The sequence below is a fragment of the Paraburkholderia sp. Ac-20342 genome (assembly GCF_017104985.1).
In the GTDB taxonomy this organism is placed as follows: Bacteria; Pseudomonadota; Gammaproteobacteria; order Burkholderiales; family Burkholderiaceae; genus Paraburkholderia.
Genome location: NZ_JAAGPQ010000120.1, coordinates 1 through 19575, shown reverse-complemented (window position 1 = coordinate 19575; position 19575 = coordinate 1). Strand labels below are relative to the sequence as shown.

Below are 19575 nucleotides of genomic sequence, written 5' to 3'. Positions count from 1 at the left end.
GAACTCGGCTATCTGCCGTTCAGCCAGACCGGCGGTGCGCTGCTGTTTCATCTGCTCAGCAAGCTCTACGAACGAACCAGTGTCATCATCACCACCAATCTGAGCTTCGCAGAATGGGCCAGTGTGTTCGGCGATGCAAAGATGACGACCGCGCTGCTTGACCGGCTCACGCACCACTGCCACATTGTGGAAACAGGTAACGATAGCTATCGTTTCAGAAACAGCACGACACAGCCAAAGAAGGAGAGAAAGAAGACCCAAATACCCACTGAATAACACGAAAAGCTGGTCTAACGGGTGGGTCAGAATTCAATGCAAATCGTGGGTCAGGATTCCGTGCAAATCAACACCCATATAAGGCACGGCGACTGTTGAGCCCCCGTTCGAGTTCGTGAGGATCGCAGCCTCGAACAGCGTTCCGTCGCCGTTGAATGCCATCAGGTGATAGCTGCCACCAGCGATCTCGTTGCACTTATATGCCTGCACGTCGCTTCCCGCATGCACGATTCCCGATGCCAGCGAAAAGCCGACGAAAAGCGTTGCCAGCCCCCGACGTCCAAACTTTGGTTGTCTGTTTTTCATTGTTGTCAATCTGTTTATGTCGCTGACGTTGAAATCTTTTTCCTGAATTTCGGTGCCGCGAGCCCGATCTGATTCACTAGCAAGGTCATTACCGATTGACGCGGGCAGCACAGAGCACAGATTTCATGGTTCACTCATAATTACAATGATGGGATACAATAAACCCAATCTCTACGCGTACCCGTCGGCACACATGCGCCCGAAAGCCTACTCATACATCCGGTTTTCCACTCCCGAACAGGCAAAGGGAGATTCGTTTCGTCGGCAGCTGGACTTGTCAAAGGCGTATGCGGAAGCACACAACCTCGAACTCGATGAGACGCTTTCATTCCGCGATCTTGGCGTGTCAGCATTCGACCAGTCGAATCTCGGCAAGGACGGGGGACTGCGCCAATTCATCAGGGCGATCGAAACAGGTAAAGTCAAAGCAGGTTCGTATCTGCTGGTGGAATCACTTGACCGGATTTCGCGAGCTCAGGTACTGGACGCATTTCAGGTTTTCATTGGAATACTTCGTCACAATATTACGGTTGTGACGATGGCTGACGGTTGGGTGTATAGCGAGGAAAGTACAAACAGTAATCCACTTAATCTGATTGTCTCGCTAACGATTTTGTCCCGGGCTCACGAAGAGAGCCTGATGAAGAGCAAGCGGTTAAAGGCGGCGTGGCAAGCTAAACGGAATCAGCTGACCAAACGGAAACTTACAAAAATATGTCCCGCGTGGCTTCGTCTGAACAATGATGGCACCGAGTATGAAATCATCGAAGAAAAGGCTGCTGTAGTCCGGAAAATTGTCGAATGGATTATGTCTGGTATGGGACGGCATGCCATTGTAAAACGTCTCAACGAAGCCGGAACACCTTCCATTGGTAGTCGAGGAAAAAGCGGGACGTGGTTTGAGTCTTATATTCTGAAAATCATCCGGAATCGTGCTCTGATCGGGGAATTTCAACCTCATAGTATGGTCGACGGTAAGCGACTTCCAACTGGCGAGCCGATAGCGGACTATTTCCCTCGCCTGATTTCCGACGAGGAGTTTGGCCTTCTGCAACAGACACTAGCCGAGCGTAGCGTCCGGTCAGGCGGGCAACGAGGTATAGGCTTCTCCAATCTGTTCACCGGTCTGATTATCTGCGGGTACTGCGGTGGAACAATGGTCTATGTGAACAAGGGCGAATCGCGACGCAGGGGCTCGCCAAACCGGTTTATCGTGTGTGCAAAGGCGAAGCGTGGTGCAGGATGTCACCATGTACCCTGGAATTACGATGATCTGGAAAATACGGTTCTGAATCACGCAAGGGGAGTTAACTTCTCCCAGTTTGTCAAGGAAACAAAAGAGCGCGATGCACGTCTTGGAACATTGAACGCAGCACGTGCAGCCGAGAAGGTTCGTCTCGATGGAATTAAGGAACGACGGGATCGCCTGATTTCTTCAATTGAAACGGTGGCCGAGCCGCCAATGGGTATCATTGAACGCATTACCCAGTACGATCAGGAAATATTGATATGTCAGGATAAAATCCTGAAAATCGAAGGCGAAATTCTTCCATCTCAAAATCAGGCCGCGCTAGCCGATGCGGCAATCGACGGACTTGATTCACTGATGTCGATGATGGCCTCGGCTGAGGGTGACGACCTGTATCTTTTGCGGGCAAGACTGAACGAGCATTTTCGTCAGTTGGTACAGCGGATTACGCTATTCCCCGGTGGTACCTTTACATCGCAGAAAGAAATTGAAAAAATTAAACGGGAGTTGCTGAAGGGCGGCCAATATACGGAAGATCAGGTTAATGAACAGCTAGCGTTGTCGAGCAGTACGGAACCTCGTCGGGAGAATCGTACGCTTGTGATTTCCAATCGCTCCGGCCAGCCTCAGGTGGTACGGCCAGAGAACGTGTTTCCAGATTTCATGACTGCCATGCATGAGCGCCCCGCACACGTCAGTCGATGGGCGAGCAAGCAGAAGAAGGGCTCCAGCGATCCGGTTGATGCGTGAGGATATGGCACAATACTCACCGGATGAAAAGGCTATCCATTTATAGTGATATTGGTACTAATTAAACCCAATTAATCTGGGTTCTATGGGTACTAATATCCTGCTGATCGGGCCGCCCGGCGCCGGCAAGTCGATGCTCGCCGCGCGTCTGCCCGGACTGTTGCCGCCCATGACCGACGACGAAGCGCTGACTTCCGCCGCGCTGCTGTCCGCGAGCCGGATCGGCTTCACGCCGTCGCAATGGCGGCAACGGCCGTTTCGCGCGCCGCATCATTCGTCGAGCGCGGCGGCGCTGGTCGGCGGACGCAATCCGCCGCAGCCGGGCGAGATCACGCTCGCTCATCTGGGTGTGCTGTTCCTCGACGAGTTGCCCGAATTCGATCGCGTCGTGCTCGAAACGCTGCGCGAGCCGCTCGAAGCCGGCCGCATCACGATCTCGCGCGCCGCGTTGCAGGCCGATTTCCCGGCCGCCTGCCAACTGATTGCCGCGATGAACCCGTGCCCGTGCGGCTGGCGCGGCGATCCCGGCGGGCGTTGCCGTTGCACGCCGGAAATCGCGACGCGTTATCTGCGCAAGCTCTCGGGGCCGCGGCTCGACCGGATCGACATCCAGCTCGAAGTGCCGGCGCTCACACCCGCCGAACTCGGAGCCCGCGCGGCCACCACGGGTGAAGCGAGCGCAGTTATCGCGCAACGGGTCAGCGCCGCGCGCGAGCGGCAATTGATCCGCCAGAGCAAAACCAACCGTGAACTGGATGGCCGGGAAGTGGATGAGGTCTGCCGCCCGGACCCGGCCGGCGAAGCGCTCCTGCGCGAAGCGGGCGAGCGCTTCGGCTGGTCGGCGCGTGCTTACTACCGCGTGCTGAAAGTGGCGCGGACCATCGCCGACCTCGCCGGCGCGGCGATGCCGAGCGCCGCGCAAATCGCCGAAGCGATCCAGTATCGCAGGGCTTTGGGCTCGCTATGAGGAGAAAAATCTACTGTCAAGACTTGACTTATGCACATCTTCGCGCTTTTGACAAATTTTGAAACAATTCCGAAGCCCGCCCAAGCATAAACCAATAAACCTTTGATTTAATTGATTTTTATAAAACCCACCACATCAGTGAATTCTGACGAAATCCCCGCCGGACGGGCTTTTGCGGCAAATCAGGCCGACTTCTCAACAGAGTTATCCACAGGAACGGGGCTTATTGCCAAAACTTCAACGTAAACCGGGAATTAGCGCACAAAGCTGCGAAGGAACTTTCACTGTGCGCGGCGCTCTGCTTGCGCCGCATCGGCCTGAACGCCCCGTGCTCAATAAAGCTGGAACGACGAAAAAAACTGGTCGACCTGGTCCTGCGGCAGCGGTTGGTCGGCGATGATCGCCGCCTGATAGACGTGCCGGCCGTGTGCGACGAGCCGCGCGTAGACAATGCGGGTCTCGTGCTGTGCGCCGGCCTCGCCGCTCACCTTCATCTCGAGGCCAGGGGTATGGCCGCCCGCGGCGAGCGGAATTTGCACCGCGTGCGCATCGGGTGCCGCGCCGACGTTGCGGGCCAAACCCGCGCGCAGGAAATCGAGCGCGGCGCGCTGGGTGGCGTCGCTATCGTCGGGCAGCATCACCGTGCCGACCGCGAAAACCGCGTTGCCAGCCTCGGCCGTCTGCATCGCCATCTGCACCGGCGCGCCGTTGATCTGCACCGCGCGCTGGTCCTTGCCCGGTTTGGCCGGAAAGTCGACGGTGTAGCCGTCGTCGTTGTTCATGACAGTGCGCCAGTCGAATGTCGGCGAGCAGGCGCTCAACGCGACGCCGAGTGCAAGCGCGGCCGCCGCCGTGCCGAGCACGGTTCGGGTTCGGGGGTACGGCAGGCGCGGGAGAATGCGGTCGGAGCCGAGCAGCATACTGTGCTCCCTCAAGCGCTGCGGCAGAGGCAGACAAAGCGGCAACCAGACTGGAAAGCGAGCCGGAAAGCGGCCCAACGGGGCAAGACGACACAACACACGCACAAGCAACCAGCGGCAACAAAAGGCAGTTCTGGACATGGAAACGGAAGATCGGGCTGACAGGAACGTAAAGCCCTATTATCCGCTGATCCACGGCGGGTTTCGCTCCCGCTGGCGTGCCGCGCGGACGCAACGGCACCAATGGAGCTACAATAGCCGGGCTATTCAGCACCGGCCCGACGTGCCACCCTGCCCCATTGTTCCGCGCGCCCCGCGCGACTCACGAGGTTCCGTTCATGAGCTCCAATTCATCAACCGCCGCCCAGCGCACGAACCCGCTTCGCTACATCATTGCGGCAATCGTGGTCGTCGCGCTCGCCGTCGCCGGTTACTTCGCGTTTGCGGGCCAGCAACGCGTGCCCGACGCGACCTTCACGCTGCTGTCGGGCAAGAAGCTCACGACCGCCGATCTCAAAGGCAAGGTCTATCTGGTCAATTTCTGGGCGACGAACTGCGACACCTGCATGAAGGAAATGCCGCAGATGGTCCAGACCTATAACCGCTTCAAGGGCCAGGGACTCGAATTCGTCGCGGTGGCCATGAACTACGACGCACCGATGTACGTGACCAACTACACGGCAACGCGTCAGCTGCCGTTCAAGGTCGCGATGGACGACGGCTCGGCCGCCAAGCAGTTCGGCAACGTCCAGCTCACGCCGACCACGTTCGTCATCGACAAGGACGGCAAGATTCTGAAGCGCTATGTCGGCGAACCGCAGTTCGCGGAACTCGACCAGTTGCTCGAAAAGGCGCTCAAGACCTGACGCCTGCCGCAGCGGAGCCGGGCAGGCCACCAAGCCAGGCCCGGCCCGGCCCGGGTTAAAAAGAGCCGCATCAAGGAACCGCATCAACCCCGCCTCGAACGAAACGCCGGCCGCCTGACGCGGCCGGCGTTTTGCTTTTAGCCCTCTCAGCGCTCCCCTTCCCCTTTGGCCGCGAGGCCATACCGCTTGATCTTCTCGTAGAGCGTCGCCTTGCCGAGTTGCAGCCGGTCGGCCGCCACGGCGACCACGCCGCCCGCCTGCTCCAGCGCCTCGGCGATCATCGCCCGCTCGAACTGCTCGACCCGCTCCTTGAGCGGTTGCGCGGCCGCGTCCTCGTCGGCGAAGGACAGCGCGGGTTCGTCGGCGATGCCGAGCACGAAGCGGTCGGCGGCATTGCGCAACTCGCGCACGTTGCCGGGCCAGTCGCGCTGCATCAGGCTCGCGCGCTGGCGATCGGTGAGAATCGGCGCCGGCCGTTGATAGCGCACGGCCGCATCGAGCACGAAGTGTTCGAACAGCGGCACGATGTCCTCGCGGCGCTCGCCAAGCGGCGGCAGCGAGATCGTCACCACGTTGAGCCGGTAGAGCAGATCGCGCCGGAACGAACCGTCCGCGACATGCTCGGCCATGTCGCCCTTCGCGGCCGCCACCACGCGGCAATTGACGCGAATCGGCTGATTCGAGCCGAGCCGCTCCAGCACGCCGTCCTGCAGCACGCGCAGCAGCTTGACCTGCAACGCGAGCGGCATGCTCTCGATTTCGTCGAGAAACAGCGTGCCGCCCGACGCATGTTCGAGCTTGCCGATCCGCCGTTTCGCCGCGCCCGTGAACGCGCCCGGCTCGTAGCCGAACATCTCCGATTCGAACATCGGCTCGGGCAGCGCGCCGCAATTCACCGCGATAAACGGCTTGTCACGCCGCGGCGACAGCTCGTGCAGGCTACGCGCGATCAGTTCCTTGCCCGCGCCGGTATCGCCGTTGATGAGCACCGACGCATCGGTCGGCGCAACGTTGGCGATCAGCCGCCGCACCTGCTCGATCGCGGGACTGCGGCCGATGATGCGCGGCGCCACCGTGTTCTGCTCCGCCAGCTCACGGCGCAGCGCGAGGTTTTCGAGCACGAGCTTGCGGCGCTCCAGCGCACGCCGCACGGTCTCGATCAGCCGCTCGGACGCGAACGGTTTTTCGATGAAGTCGTAGGCGCCGTCGCGCATCGCCTGCACGGCCATCGAGATATCGCCGTGACCGGTGACGAGAATCACCGGCACGTCGGGCGCGCGCTCGTGGCATTGCGCGAGCAGATCGAGCCCGCTCGCGCCGGGCAGCCGGATATCGCTGACGATCACGCCGGAAAAGTCCGCGCTGATCAGCTTCGCCGCCGCCTCGACCGACGCGTGGCCGATCACGTCGAAGCCCGCCAGTTGCAGGCTCTGCACGCTCGCGCGGCGCACCAGTTCATCGTCTTCGATATATAGCACCTGCAGGCCGTCGTTCATGGCGTGTTCCGTGTGAGGCTTCGTGTGATGTCAGGAGCCCGCGCCCGGCGAGTCGTGCCCGGCGTTCGTCGGCACGCGCGCGCGGCGCAGCGTCAGCACGAATGATGCACCGCCGTGCGGCGCGTTGCGCGCGACGAGCGAACCGCCGCAGTCGCGTGCGATCGACGATGAAATCGCGAGGCCGAGGCCGAGCCCCTGGCCCATTTCCTTGGTCGTGAAGAACGGCTCGAAGAGGCGCGGCAGCACGTCGTCGGCAATGCCGGGGCCGTTGTCGACAACCGCGATCGACAGATTCGCGTCGCTCGCTTCGACCTCGACCGCGATGCGCGGCGCGCTCATGCCGGCGGTCGCGTCGAGCGCGTTGCCGAGCAGGTTGATGAGCACCTGTTCGAGCCGCAGATCGTCGCAATGCGCGACCAGTTCGGGATGATCGTCCGCGAGACTCAGCGGCGCGCGCCAACCGGCAAGCGCATCGGCGCCGGCATCGGCACTTGCATCCGCATCGATCAGCACGAACCCGAGTTCGACGCCCTGCAAGCGCTTTTGCAGCAGTGCGACGACGTTGCGCAAGGCCCGCACGACCGGCGCGCGTGCGCTGCGCGGCCGCGCGCGGCCCACGAACAGCTTCAACTGGTTCGTGATCTTGCCCATTCGCTCGGTCAGCGCCGCGATCGCTTCGAGATTCTCGCGCGCCGACGCCTGATCGCCGCGTTCGAGCAGCACGCGCGTGTTGTCCGAGAAACTGCGCAGCGCGGCAAGCGGCTGATTCAGTTCATGCGTGATGCCGGCCGCCATCTGGCCGAGCGCCGCGAGCTTGCTCGCCTGGATCAGCTCGTCGTGGGCGGCGCGCAATTCCTGTTCGGCGCGCGTGCGCTCGGCCACTTCCTTCTGCAACTGCTCGTTCGCCTCGGACAGATCGGCGGTGCGCTCGGCAACGCGCTGGTTCAGCTCCGCATACGCCTTCTGCAGCAGCGCGCGGCTGCGCATCACTTCGCGCACGCGCGCGCGACGCATGCGCCAGTAGAACGCGAGCAGCACGAGCGAGATGTAGCCGAAGCCCGTGACGATGGTCGCCTTGCGCGCGTCGGCGTCGACCGGATCGACGGGCGACAACGTAATCAGATGCCAGTCGGGTTCGCCCATGCCGCGCCGCGACGCGAGATAGCGCGGCGCGAGACGCCCGCCGCCGATGCGCACGATCTGCGCATTGCCTTCGAGCGTGCGCTCGATCGTGACCGGCAGCGGCGCGATCGGCTGCTGTGCGTATTGCCGCGCCTGGTAGATCGAATCAGCGACCTGTCCCGGCAGCGGACGGATCGTGTGGTATTTCCAGGCCGGCACCGAGGAGAGAAAGATCACGCCATGATCGTCGGTCACGAGCAGCGGCTCGGATGCATCGACGCCCTGGAACCATTCGAGATCGAGCTTGACGACCGCCACGCCGACGATCTTGCCGTCGCGCCGCACCGGCTGCGAAATGTAATAGCCCGGCGCCTGCGAAATCGTGCCGATGCCGAAGAAGCGGCCCACGCCGCCGTTGACCGCATCGACGAAATACGGCCGGAACTGGTAGCCCGCGCCGACGAAGCTGCCCGGCCCGCGCCAGTTGCTGGCGGCGACGCAATAGCCGTCGAGCGAGATGATGTAGGTGACCGTCGCGCGCGCGTGGCGGTTCAGGTCTTCGAGATAGAGATTGGCGCGCTTGACGTTGGCCGGGCTCGGATCGACAAGCACATCCTGCACGATCGGATGCTCGGCGAGCAGATAAGGCAGCGATTCGTAGCGTTCGAGCGTGCTTTTGAGCGCGCTCGCGGTGCGCTCGGCGCGCACCGCTGCGTTGCTCCGCAGCGTGTCGACGCCGCTGCGCCACGCGATACCGTAGGTGAGCCCGCATGCCGCCACGAGCCCGGCCAGCAGCGCGAAGAAGATCAGCAGGCGGCGCGTCACGTTGGCAAGGTCCGATCGATAGGGATCGGACATTGTGGCATAAGGCGGCACGGGCTCGCGGCCGGACTGGCCGCGGGTTTCGCCTGGCGCTTTGCTGTGAGTTGCGCTGCAAGTTGCGCCGCGAATTTCGCCGCACACCGGGCTGCGGGTTTCGCCCGCCGGATGCCCCGCATGCTCCGGATGTGCCGAAGAAGACGCGCGAGCAGGCTCTTCGGAAGAATGCGCGGACGCCGGTTTCATACGCAGGCGTCCGCGCTCATGACGACAGAAACAGCCGAAGCCCTAAGCGCCGCTCAGACGCCAGCCGGCTCTTTGACCGCCACGTCGCCGCGCAGCACCGCGCTGAGCCGGCTGCGGTCGAGCTCCTTCTCCCAGGCCGACACGACGACCGTCGCGACACCGTTGCCGACGATGTTGGTCAGCGCGCGGCATTCGCTCATGAAGCGGTCGATGCCGAGAATCAGCACCATGCCCGAGAGCGGGATCGTCGGCACGACGGCGAGCGTCGCCGCGAGCGTGATGAAGCCCGCGCCGGTCACGCCGCTCGCGCCCTTCGAGGTCAGCATCGTCACCGCGAGCAGCGTGAGCTGCTGCGTCCACGTGAGATCGGTGTTGGTCGCCTGGGCGATGAACAGCACCGCCATCGTCATGTAGATATTGGTGCCGTCGAGGTTGAACGAGTAGCCGGTCGGCACCACGAGGCCCACCACCGAGCGCGAGCAGCCGAGATTTTCGAGCTTCTGCATCAGTTGCGGCAGCGCGGCTTCGGACGAGCTCGTGCCGAGCACGATCAGCATCTCTTCCTTGATGTACGCGACGAAGCGCAGGATGTTGAAGCCCACGAGGCGCGCGATGATGCCGAGCACGACCACCACGAACACGATCGAGGTCAGATAGAACGTGCCGATCAGCTTGAGCATCGGCAGCAGCGAGCCGATGCCGTATTTGCCGATCGTGAAGGCCATCGCGCCGAACGCGCCGATCGGCGCGAGCTTCGTGATGATGCGCACGATGCCGAACAGGATGTGCGAGAGGCTGTCGATGAAGTTCGTCACGACCTTGCCCTTCTCGCCGGCCGTCGCGAGCACCGCGCCGAACAGCAGCGCGACCAGCAGGATCTGCAGGATTTCACCCTGCGCGAACGCCGACGAGATCGTGTCCGGAATGATGTGCATCAGGAAATCGACGCTCGACTGGCCGTGCGCCTTAGCCGCGTACGACGCGACCGCGCGGCTGTCGAGCGAGGCCGGATCGACGTTGAAGCCGGCGCCCGGACGCAGCAGGTGCGTGGCCGCGAGGCCGAGCACGAGCGCGAAGGTCGAGACGATCTCGAAGTACAGCAGCGCCTTCCCGCCGACGCGCCCGACCTTCTTCATGTCTTCCATGCCGGCGATGCCCGTCACCACCGTGCAGAAGATGATCGGCCCGATCACCATCTTGATGAGCTTGATGAAGCCGTCGCCGAGCGGCTTCATGTCGACGGCGAGGTTCGGGTAGAAATGCCCCAGTACGATGCCGATGATGATCGCCACGATCACCTGGACGTACAGCACTTTATGGATAGGTTTCTTCACGATGATTCCTGCGAGGGGGATGAGCTCATGACCTGCGGCACGCCGCGCGCGAACGGATCGTCGTCGCGCGAGTACGGCATCAGGGCGCGATAAGACGACGAATACAGAAATACCGGGAAGGGAAATCGGACATCGTTGTCTCCTTGCTTTAGTTGTCGGGCCGTTGCGGCCGCGCGTTCTGAATTGCAAGGTCGATGCCAGATCGATGCAGGGCTGGAAGCCTTGATTTCTATGGGTTTTCTGGCGATACCGGCCGCGCGCCGTCCGGGATTCCGGAAATCCGGACGAAGGCCGTCGGGGAATCCGGAATCGGGCGCGGGCGGGATTGCGGGGAAACCCGCAGGGGTTTCCGCCTAGGCCAGCATGTCATGCGCGAGCAGATCGATGCGGTCCGTGCAGATCATGTCGACGCCCCATTGCGCGAGCCGTTGCGCGCGCGCCGGGTCGTTCACCGTGTAAGCGAGTACGCGCAGTCCGGCCGCGCGGACCTGGGCGACGAGCGGCTCGCTCAGATAGCGGTGGCTCGCGTGCAGCGACACGCAGTCGAGTTCGCGCACGATGCGCAGCCAGTCCGCCGGCAGTTCCTCGAACAGCATGCCGCGCGGCAGCGAGGGAGCGGCATCGCGCGCGGCGGCGAGCGCGTCGAACGAAAACGACGACAGCAGCGGCGGCGTCGGTCCGTGCCACAAGCTCAGCGCGCCGCGAGCGACCAGCGTGCCGGTGATCGCCTCGCGGCCCGGACACGGCTTGATCTCGATGTTGGCGGCGATGCCGTCGCGCGCGCAGCGTTCGGCCGCTTCGGCGAGCGTCGGCAAACGCGTGCCGGCGAATTGCGCGCCGCGCCACGCACCGGCATCGAGCGCGGCGAGTTGTTGCCACGCGTGCGCGGCAGCCGGACCGTGACCGCTGGTCGTGCGATCGAGCGTGTCGTCGTGCAGCAGGAAAAGCTGATTGTCGGCGGAGAGCTTCGCGTCGAATTCGACCATGCGATAGCCGTAGCGCACGCATGCGTCGAAGCCGGCCAGCGTGTTTTCGGGCGCCAGCGTGCCGCCGCAGCGATGCGCGACCAGCCGCGGATAAGGCCATTGTGCGGATGTCCCGCGATCGATCCCGTTTGCCACGTCTCGTTACCCTTCCAGATAGAGCGGTTCAGTGCGCGGCCGACGCTTGCCTGCTGCGTGTGTTTGCCGCGTGTCCACCGCGTGGTTTCGCTGGCCGCAAGCGCAAGTCCCACGCGTAGTATCGCGTATGAAGAAACACCGCGGTAGGTCGCGCGGGTCACACGACGAGCGGCCCAAGCGCTGCGGACCGGCACAAAAAGAAAAGCCCGCTCAAGGCGGGCTTTTCCACGATTGCGACCGCTGCCGCGAATCTCAGACCACACCGGCTCCATGCGCCTGCACGTCGGCGTGATAGCTCGAACGAACCATCGCGCCCACAGCCGCATGCGTGAAGCCCATCTTGTACGCCTCTTCCTCGTACATTTTGAAGGTGTCCGGATGCACGTACGCGCGCACCGGCAGATGGTGCTCCGACGGCTGCAGATACTGGCCGATCGTCAGCATGTCGACGTCGTGTTCGCGCAGATCGCGCATGACCTGCAGGATTTCCTCTTCGGTTTCGCCGAGGCCGACCATCAGGCCGGACTTGGTCGCGACGTGCGGATGCAGCGCCTTGAAGTCCTTCAGCAGCTTCAGCGAATGCGCGTAGTCCGAACCGGGGCGCGCCTCCTTGTACAGACGCGGCACCGTTTCGAGATTGTGGTTCATCACGTCGGGCGGCGCGGCGTTCAGGATGCCGAGCGCGCGGTCGAGCCGGCCGCGGAAGTCCGGCGTCAGGATTTCGATGCGCGTGTCCGGCGACTGCTCGCGCGTCTGACGAATACATTCAACGAAGTGCGCCGCGCCGCCGTCGCGCAGATCGTCACGGTCGACGCTCGTAATCACGACGTACTTCAGCTTCAGCGCGGCGATGGTGCGCGCGAGGTTGGCCGGTTCGTCGACATCGAGCGGATCGGGACGGCCGTGGCCGACGTCGCAGAACGGGCAGCGGCGCGTGCACTTGTCGCCCATGATCATGAAGGTCGCGGTGCCCTTGCCGAAGCATTCGCCGATGTTCGGGCAGCTCGCCTCTTCGCACACCGTGTGCAGGTTGTGTTCGCGCAGGATCTGCTTGATTTCGTAGAAGCGCGAATTGCCCGTGGCCGCCTTGACGCGAATCCAGTCCGGCTTCTTGAGCTTTTCGATCGGGACGACCTTGATCGGAATACGCGCGGTTTTGGCTTGCGCTTTCTGCTTCGCAGTAGCGTCGTAAGCGGCGGGGGAAGCCAGCGCGCCCTCGGGCACGGGGGTGGCTGCTGCGGGATTCGCGGTTACGTCAGTCATTCGTTCGATCCAGTCAGGCGGTGAGCGCACCGGCCTGCGGTTGGGCGACGGCCGCGGGATTGCCGTCGAGGTTTGCGGTGAGGCGTGCTGCAAGGGTACGGGCCACGTCGTCCCAGCCGGCGGCAACGCCGAGCGTTGCCATGTCGACGGTTTCGAGCCCCGCGTAGCCGCATGGATTGATCGCGAGAAACGGCCGCAGGTCCATGTTCACGTTCAGGCTCACGCCGTGATAGCTGCAGCCGTTGCGGATTTTCAGGCCCAGCGCCGCGATCTTGGCACCGGCATGCGACCCGGCATCGGGTCCGGGCGCCACGTAGATGCCGGGGGCGCCCGCCTTGCGTTCTCCGGCGAGATTATACGCCGCCAGGGTGTCGATCACGGACTGCTCGATCCGCGTGACCATCTCACGCACCATCAGCTTGCGCCGGCGCAGGTCGAGCAGCAGATAGGCGACCACCTGCCCCGGCCCGTGGTACGTGATCTGCCCGCCCCGGTCGACCTTGACGAGCGGGATGGCGCTGTCGGCGGCGAGCAGGTGGGCCGGATCGCCGGCCTGGCCGAGCGTGAAGACGGGCGGATGTTCGACGAGCCAGATTTCGTCGGGGGTGTCGGCGGTGCGAGCATCAGTGAATGCGCGCATCGCGTCGAAACTGGCTTCGTAGGATTCGCGGCCGAGCCAGCGCAGCGTGGGCGACGCAGGCGCCGTAGCGGCGGGCAAGGGAGACGGAGAAACCGGGGTGGCGCACATGATCGTGGCAGTTTACCGAAATCTCGGAAACCGCGCCCGACGAGGAAAGGCCGAGCGGCCTGCCCGTCGCACCGTCCTCAAACCGTGCGCCAGCCGCCCCGCATGCGCATGACCAGCCGTTCGCCGACACGCGCGAGCCAGTTCAGCGCGCGCTCGTCGCAACGCGTCGGCACCGAGAACGTGACCTTCGCGTGCTGAGCCCCTTCGGCGCCGAGCCAGAGCCGCTCGCCACGCCGCAGATGCAGCGTCTGGCCGGGCTGCAGCCAGTAGTCCAGCGTGTCGTCGCTGCGCGTGATCCAGACCGCGCCGCCGCGCACCGTCAGCTTCGTGCTGCGCGCCACCCGCAACGGCAAGGTTTCGCCCGTGCGGACTTCGTATGCAATGCTAGAGGAAATTTCTCGCATGATGCCCTCGCCAAAAATCGTTTCATGGCTAAAATCGTAGACGTAGCAAGGGCTTGCGCAAAACGATCAATTTTCACGGCTATGTGAGAAATATTGCAATGGACCTCAGGCAACTCCCCGCCCTGAACGCGGTCAAGGCGTTCGAAGCCGCCGCCCGCCACGAGAGCTTCTCGCGCGCCGCCGACGAGCTGTTCGTCACCCACGGCGCGGTCAGCCATCAGATCCGCGCGCTCGAAGCCGAGCTCGGCGTGTCGCTGTTCGCGCGCGACGGCAAGCGCGTGCGCCTGACCGAAACCGGCCGCCGCTATGCCGCGCAGGTGCGCGCCGCACTGATGGAACTCGCCGACGCCACTCGCGCGATCCGTGCCGGCGACCGCGAACGGCGCCTCGTGGTGTCGATGCTGTCGTCGTTCGCGGCGCGCTGGGTGACGCCGCGCATCGGCAGCTTTATCGAGGCGCATCCGCAGTGGGACCTCGAACTGCTGTCCACCAACGCGCTCACCGATTTCGCGCGCGACGACGTCGACCTCGCGATCCGTTTCGGCTTCGGCAAATATCCGGGGCTGCACGCGGAACTGCTGCTCGACGAGATTTTCTTTCCGGCCTGCTCGCCGAACTTCAACGGCGGCAAGCTGCCGCAAACCCCGGCCGATCTCGCCAAAGTCCCGCTGCTGCGCTCCGACGACGAGCTATGGCGTCCGTGGTTCGACGCAGCCGGCCTGACCGACTGGCCGGAGCCGAAGCGCGGCGTGCTGTATCAGGATTCGTCGAATCTGCTGCAGGCGGCCATCGACGGCCAGGGGGTCGCACTCACGCGCCGCTCGCTCGCGATGCACGAAATCGCGGCGGGCCGGCTCGTGCGGCTCTTCGACGTGGATGGGCCGAGCCCGTGGCAATACTATTTCATCTGCCCGCCGCAAATGCTCGAAACCGCGCGGGTCAAGGCGTTTCGCGACTGGGTGTTCGACGAGGTGGGACGCTTCAGGCAGCGCTTCGACCTCGCCTGCGAGGCCGGTCCCGCGGCCAGCGCGCGCCTCGCGGCGGAGGTGACGACGGAAGCGACGCCGGAAGCGGCGGCGCACGCATTGCGCGCCACGCCGTAAGCCGGGTCGTGTGAAGAAAGCAGGCGAAGAATCGCGCGCCGCTTACAGCACGACCTTGACCATCGGATGGCCGGTCAGCGCGCGATAGATGTCGTCGAGATGCGCTCGGCTCGTGGCGCGCACGTGGACGGTCAGCCCCGTGTAGGTACCGCTGCTCGACGGCCGCGTTTCGACGCGCGAGGCGTCGACGTCGTTATCGAACTGGCGTACCACCGCGACGATCGTCTCGGCAAACTCTGGATGCGATTTGCCCATGATCTTGATCGGGAAATCGCAGGGAAACTCGAACAGCGAGTCGTTCTCGGTACTCATTCTTTACTCCTTGCCGCACCTCGGCCTCAGCGGCCTCGGCTTGCCGATGCCGCAGCCGGCGAAACGCGCCGCGGCATCAACGGTGATTGCAGCGTAGCCCTTACTTTTTCTTGTTGAACATCAGCATCAGCGAATCCCACACGCGGCCGACCACACCGGCCTGCGGCACCGGCTGCAGCGCGACCACCGGGAACTGCGCGAGCACCTTGCCGTCGGCAACGAACTTCGCAGTACCGACCTGCTGGCCGTTCGCGATCGGCGCGACGAGCGGATCGTTCAGCTCGATCTGCGGCTTCGCCTTGTCGCCCGCGCCCTTCGGCAGCGTGACGTACTGGTCGCCCTTCACGCCGACCTGCACGCTGTCCTGCGCCCCCTTGTAGACGCGCGGCGTGGCCACGACCTGGTTCGCCTTGTACAGACGCGTCGTGTCGTAGGCGGTGTAGCCGTAGTTCAGCATCTTCAGGCTGTCCTGCACGCGGTCGTGCTCCTTGGTCTCGCCCATCATCACCGAGACGAGACGGCGCGACGCGTCGGTCGTGCCCGGCAGCGAACGCTTCGCGCTCGCGATCAGGCAGTAGCCCGCCGCCTGCGTGTGACCGGTCTTCAGGCCGTCGACGGTCGGGTCGATCCACAGCAGACGGTTGCGGTTCGGCTGCTTGATCTTGTTGTACGTGAATTCCTTGACCGAGAAGATGTTGTAGTAGTCCGGATAATCGCGGATCAGCCGCGCCGACAGCACCGCGAGATCGCCCGCCGTGGTGTAGTGCTGCGGGTCGGGCATGCCGTTCACGTCGGCGAAATGCGTGTGCGTCATGCCGAGCTTCTGCGCTTCGGCGTTCATCATGTTGACGAACTGCGCCTCGCTGCCGCCGACCAGTTCGGCCAGCGCGATCGCCGCGTCGTTGCCCGACTGCACGATCATGCCGTACACGAGATCGTGCACGGTGACGGGCTTGTTCGCCTCGATGAACATGCGCGATTCGTCCGTCTTCACGCGGCGCACGGCCTCGCTCGGCATGACGGTCTGATCCATCGTGATCTTCTTCGTGTCGAGCGCCTCGAACACGAGATAGGCGGTCATCAGCTTGGTGAGCGAGGCCGGCTCGACGCGCTCCTCGGCATTGCCGGACGCGAGCACCTGGTTGCTGGTGGCGTCGACGAGCACCCACGAGCGCGCATTCACGGCCGGCGGCGGCACCTGCGCGAACGCGCCCGAGGCGGCGAGCGCGGCCGGCAGCACGAGACCGAGGGTGAGGGCGCGATTCAGCGAGACGGGAACGAACGAGGCGACGGACGGGAATGACGTACGGCCAGAAGAGGAGAAACGCATAGGGTCGATGGAGGCAGAAAAATACGTTGCGCGAGAGCACGCGTAGTTGGGGGAGCCGGTCGGCGGGCATCTGGCCATAAAACGGCACGGCGCCCATTGGACTTCCGGCGGCGCAATCGGTTCGCGAACGCAGCGCTTCCCGCCCGGCCGCGCTGCGCGCGAAGCGGAACTCCGCGGCGCGCGAACTGCCGGATGGGCGGCGCTGCGCCCAAAAAAAGAGCGCCCATTATACGCGCGCTACCTGGCCGGCTTCGCGCATGGAGCGGTCGCAGGATGGCGATTCGCACACGTTTGCGCATGCCGGCCCGCGGGACGAAGCGCGGCGCGCGTTTTTACCGCCACGCCTCGACGATGATCCGCTTCAGGATGTGCAGCTTGCGGTGCAGGAAATGCTCGGCGCCCGGAATCACGACCACCGGCAGTTCCTGCGGCCGCGCCCAGTCGTACACGGATTGAATCGGCACGGTCTCGTCGACTTCGCCGTGAATCACGAGCGTGCTCTCCGGCACGGGCGCGACGTCCCAGCGGCTCGCCGCGGTGCCGACGAACACGATGCGTTCGATCTCCCGGCCTTCTTCGCGCAGCTTCGCGGCCACATGCGAGAGCACGACCGTGCCGAACGAAAAGCCCGCGAGCACGAGCGGCAGAGCGCCGTACTGCGCATCGGCGCGCATGTGTTCGAGCACCGCGTGCAGATCGTCGCGCTCGCCGACGCCCGCGTCGTGCTCGCCCTGGGTCTGGCCGACGCCGCGAAAATTCGAGCGATACGTGACGTAGTTCAGTTGCACGAGCGTGCGCGCGAGCGTCTGCGCGACCTTGTTGTCCATCGTGCCGCCAAAGAGCGGATGCGGATGCGCGACAAGCGCGATGCCGCGCGGCGCGGCGCCTTTTTCGCGCACGTCGTCGGGCAGGTCCAGCGCGACCTCGATCTTGCCGACCGGGCCGTCGATCAGATATTTCTTCGTGTTGACATTCATGAGGGTGCCTGTCGATCGTTCTGTGATTCGCGCTTGATGCTGCGCGTTATTAATCGATCTTCAGACGCTCGACGACCTTGCCGTTCGCGAGATGCGACTCGACGATCTCGTCGATGTCGCTCTCGTCGACGTAGGTGTACCAGACGCCCTCGGGATACACGACGAGCGTCGGGCCGAGTTCGCAGCGGTCGAGGCAGCCCGCCTTGTTGATGCGCACCTGGCCGGGACCGGCCAGGCCGAGCTGCTTCACGCGCTTTTTCGCGTATTCCTGCATCGCCTGCGCATTGCAGTTGGCGCAGCTCGGACGCTCGGCGCCGGGCTCGCGTTGATTGAGACAGAAGAAGACGTGATGCTTGTAGAAGGAATCCATGATGTCCAGGAGAGCGAGACTGAAAGGGAGTGCAATGGCGCTGTCAGCACACGGTATGCCGCGGCGCCCGTGGTGCGGACGATTATAACGAGCGGGCCAGGCGGCCGCCGGGGTCTGCTGGCCGGAAAGGCCGGCGCTTCGGCAGCACCGCATGGCGCTTCACGTGCGCTTGCATGGTATCCGACGCGGGCCCGCTGCATTTCGTGCGAGCCTCTTTCGCCCGGGCCGATGCGAACCCGGCCCATCGGGCGCACTGCCTGCGCCTGTCCGCCCGATGCACCCTCGCCTCGTTTTCCCCGGTCTCACGCGCGCTTCGCCCGACGCTTCAGCCACGCCTGCTCGACCGCGAACGCGAGCCACACCAGCACCGCGTACGGCCAGACCCACGCGAGCCAGCGCGCGAGACCGTTGAAGTGCAGATACCGCCCTTGCCGCCAGTCGGCCAGCACCACGTCGAAATACGGATTCACCGGCAGCAGATTGACGAACACGAGCGCAACGACGAGCGCGGTGGCCGCCAGCGCCGCGCGCACGCGGCGGCGCAACGGCAACGCAGCGAGTGCCGCGAGCGTGCCGCACGCGAGCCCGCTCAATGCGCCGGGCGTCGCCCAGTCGAACGCAAGGCCGGATTGCGATTGCAGAAACGTCGCGCCGGCCTTCACGCCCAAGGTCACGACGATGAACACCAGCAAGAGACGCACGCGCGGCGCATGCCGGCGCGCCGGCAACGACGCGAGCACGAGCGCGGCGAACAGGTTCAGTGTCGTAATCAGCGCTTCCCAGGCGTCGTCGGGCAGCCACGCGGCGGCGGCCGCCGGCCATGCGCCGACGTGCCACGCGGATGGCGTCCACGCAAGCAACGCGTCCTGGGTCACCGGGTCGACGCGCAGCCACAGCATGCGCGGCCAGTTGCCGAGGCCGAACAGACGCGGCGCCGGATACATCGTCGCGAACGGCCAGGTGGCGACGAGACACGCGAGCGCCGCGCGGCCGCGCTCGAACCACAGCAGCCGCAAGCGCCTGAGCAAGCCGCGATCGAGCAGCGCGCCGGTCGCGGGCGACATCATCGCCGCGCCGAGCAGCGCGCCGAGCGTGTTGGCGGCGAGATCGAGATTGGACGCGACGCGCGTCGGCAGATAAGTCTGCACCGCTTCCATCGTGCCCGACAGCAGAGCGCCGAGCCCGAACGCCAGCGCGACGGCCACGGCGCCGCGCCAGCGCGGATACACCGCGAGCACCACGAGCGCGCCGAACGGCATATAGCCGAGCACATTGGTGACGACGTCGAACGCCGTCAGATACTGCGGCATCGGATCGAACAGATAGGCAAACGGCGCGATGCCGAGCGAGCGCCAGCCGGAAAACGGATACCACGAACCGTAGACGATCAGCGCCGCATACAGCAGCAGCGCCTGCCGGGCGAGCCCCGACGGACGGCGCAACCAGGGTCGTTCGCTCATGCAGCGCTCCCTCCCGTGCGCTCGTGCGCTACCCGCCCGTCACTGCGCGGCGGCGAGCGCCTGCGAGCCGAGCCATGCGACGATCTGCGCGACGAGGTCGTCGCTGGCCGCGGCGAGCGCCTGCGCGCCGCCGGCC

General features: G+C 64.3%; 18 protein-coding genes and 1 pseudogene. 5 read left to right on the top strand and 14 right to left on the bottom strand.

The genetic code is table 11. From position 1 onward, the window contains the following. Nucleotides 1-276: ATP-binding protein (locus G3N58_RS30775; RefSeq protein ID WP_206001075.1), on the top strand; the 276-nt coding region annotated here is incomplete at its 5' end. Between the two features lie 33 nt (nt 277-309). Here G3N58_RS30775 and G3N58_RS30770 read toward each other — a convergent pair. Next, entirely contained in the window at nt 310-693 is a 384-nt protein-coding gene (locus G3N58_RS30770) for a hypothetical protein (RefSeq protein WP_206001074.1), read from the bottom strand. Nucleotides 694-727: 34 nt separating this feature from the next. Here G3N58_RS30770 and G3N58_RS30765 point away from each other — a divergent pair, with 34 nt between their 5' ends. Together G3N58_RS30765 and G3N58_RS30760 are read left to right on the top strand one after the other, a co-directional pair. Then, the gene (locus G3N58_RS30765; protein ID WP_206001073.1) at nt 728-2581 is read left to right on the top strand and encodes a recombinase family protein; all 1854 of its coding nucleotides are present in this window, start codon (nt 728-730) and stop codon (nt 2579-2581) included. Between the two features lie 94 nt (nt 2582-2675). Further along, nucleotides 2676-3548: pseudogene (locus G3N58_RS30760) on the top strand (ATP-binding protein); the annotation flags it as partial. Nucleotides 3549-3880: 332 nt separating this feature from the next. Here the strand turns inward: G3N58_RS30760 and G3N58_RS30755 are convergent. Continuing rightward, nucleotides 3881-4468 (bottom strand): hypothetical protein, encoded by a 588-nt coding sequence (locus tag G3N58_RS30755; RefSeq protein WP_241016421.1) that lies wholly within the window; start codon nt 4466-4468, stop codon nt 3881-3883. A 338-nt stretch (nt 4469-4806) separates the two neighbouring features. Here G3N58_RS30755 and G3N58_RS30750 point away from each other — a divergent pair, with 338 nt between their 5' ends. After that, nucleotides 4807-5334: a TlpA disulfide reductase family protein gene (locus tag G3N58_RS30750; protein WP_205989941.1), complete on the top strand. Its 528-nt coding sequence runs from the start codon at nt 4807-4809 to the stop codon at nt 5332-5334. Between the two features lie 146 nt (nt 5335-5480). On the opposite strand, the gene G3N58_RS30745 is transcribed toward G3N58_RS30750, so the two are convergent. The 7 genes from G3N58_RS30745 to G3N58_RS30715 all read right to left on the bottom strand — a co-directional run bounded on the left by G3N58_RS30745 (nt 5481) and on the right by G3N58_RS30715 (nt 13887). Continuing rightward, nucleotides 5481-6830: a sigma-54 dependent transcriptional regulator gene (locus G3N58_RS30745; protein WP_206001072.1), complete on the bottom strand. Its 1350-nt coding sequence runs from the start codon at nt 6828-6830 to the stop codon at nt 5481-5483. A 30-nt stretch (nt 6831-6860) separates the two neighbouring features. Continuing rightward, nucleotides 6861-9017 (bottom strand): ATP-binding protein, encoded by a 2157-nt coding sequence (locus G3N58_RS30740; RefSeq protein WP_346778306.1) that lies wholly within the window; start codon nt 9015-9017, stop codon nt 6861-6863. 53 nt (nt 9018-9070) lie between these two features. Next, a complete protein-coding gene (locus tag G3N58_RS30735) occupies nt 9071-10351 on the bottom strand; it encodes a dicarboxylate/amino acid:cation symporter (protein ID WP_167042472.1) in 1281 nt (426 codons plus the stop codon). Between the two features lie 353 nt (nt 10352-10704). Next, nucleotides 10705-11472, bottom strand: a complete 768-nt coding sequence (gene ugpQ / locus G3N58_RS30730; RefSeq protein ID WP_167042470.1) for a glycerophosphodiester phosphodiesterase — start codon at nt 11470-11472, stop codon at nt 10705-10707. 252 nt (nt 11473-11724) lie between these two features. After that, the gene (gene lipA, locus G3N58_RS30725) at nt 11725-12735 is read right to left on the bottom strand and encodes a lipoyl synthase (RefSeq protein WP_206001071.1); all 1011 of its coding nucleotides are present in this window, start codon (nt 12733-12735) and stop codon (nt 11725-11727) included. Nucleotides 12736-12748: 13 nt separating this feature from the next. After that, nucleotides 12749-13483 (bottom strand): lipoyl(octanoyl) transferase LipB, encoded by a 735-nt coding sequence (lipB, locus tag G3N58_RS30720; RefSeq protein WP_206001070.1) that lies wholly within the window; start codon nt 13481-13483, stop codon nt 12749-12751. Nucleotides 13484-13560: 77 nt separating this feature from the next. Further along, nucleotides 13561-13887 (bottom strand): DUF2917 domain-containing protein, encoded by a 327-nt coding sequence (locus tag G3N58_RS30715; RefSeq protein ID WP_205989938.1) that lies wholly within the window; start codon nt 13885-13887, stop codon nt 13561-13563. Nucleotides 13888-13985: 98 nt separating this feature from the next. Between G3N58_RS30715 and G3N58_RS30710 the strand changes: the two genes are divergently transcribed. Beyond that, complete coding sequence (locus G3N58_RS30710) at nt 13986-14990, top strand: transcriptional regulator GcvA (protein ID WP_167042461.1); 1005 nt, start codon at nt 13986-13988, stop codon at nt 14988-14990. 42 nt (nt 14991-15032) lie between these two features. Here G3N58_RS30710 and G3N58_RS30705 read toward each other — a convergent pair whose 3' ends face one another. From G3N58_RS30705 to G3N58_RS30685, 5 genes are all read right to left on the bottom strand, one after another. After that, on the bottom strand, nt 15033-15302 hold the full coding sequence (locus G3N58_RS30705; protein ID WP_167042459.1) for a DUF493 family protein: 270 nt from the start codon (nt 15300-15302) through the stop codon (nt 15033-15035). Between the two features lie 100 nt (nt 15303-15402). Further along, nucleotides 15403-16632 carry a D-alanyl-D-alanine carboxypeptidase family protein gene (locus G3N58_RS30700; RefSeq protein WP_206001069.1) on the bottom strand — a complete coding sequence of 410 codons (1230 nt, stop codon included), beginning with the start codon at nt 16630-16632 and terminating at the stop codon, nt 15403-15405. Nucleotides 16633-16964: 332 nt separating this feature from the next. Further along, the gene (locus G3N58_RS30695; protein ID WP_205989935.1) at nt 16965-17609 is read right to left on the bottom strand and encodes an alpha/beta hydrolase; all 645 of its coding nucleotides are present in this window, start codon (nt 17607-17609) and stop codon (nt 16965-16967) included. Between the two features lie 49 nt (nt 17610-17658). Beyond that, nucleotides 17659-17979, bottom strand: coding sequence for a ferredoxin (locus tag G3N58_RS30690; protein WP_167042453.1), 321 nt, complete (start codon nt 17977-17979; stop codon nt 17659-17661). 302 nt (nt 17980-18281) lie between these two features. Beyond that, nucleotides 18282-19439: a VanZ family protein gene (locus G3N58_RS30685; protein ID WP_206001068.1), complete on the bottom strand. Its 1158-nt coding sequence runs from the start codon at nt 19437-19439 to the stop codon at nt 18282-18284. Nucleotides 19440-19575: the final 136 nt, after the last annotated feature.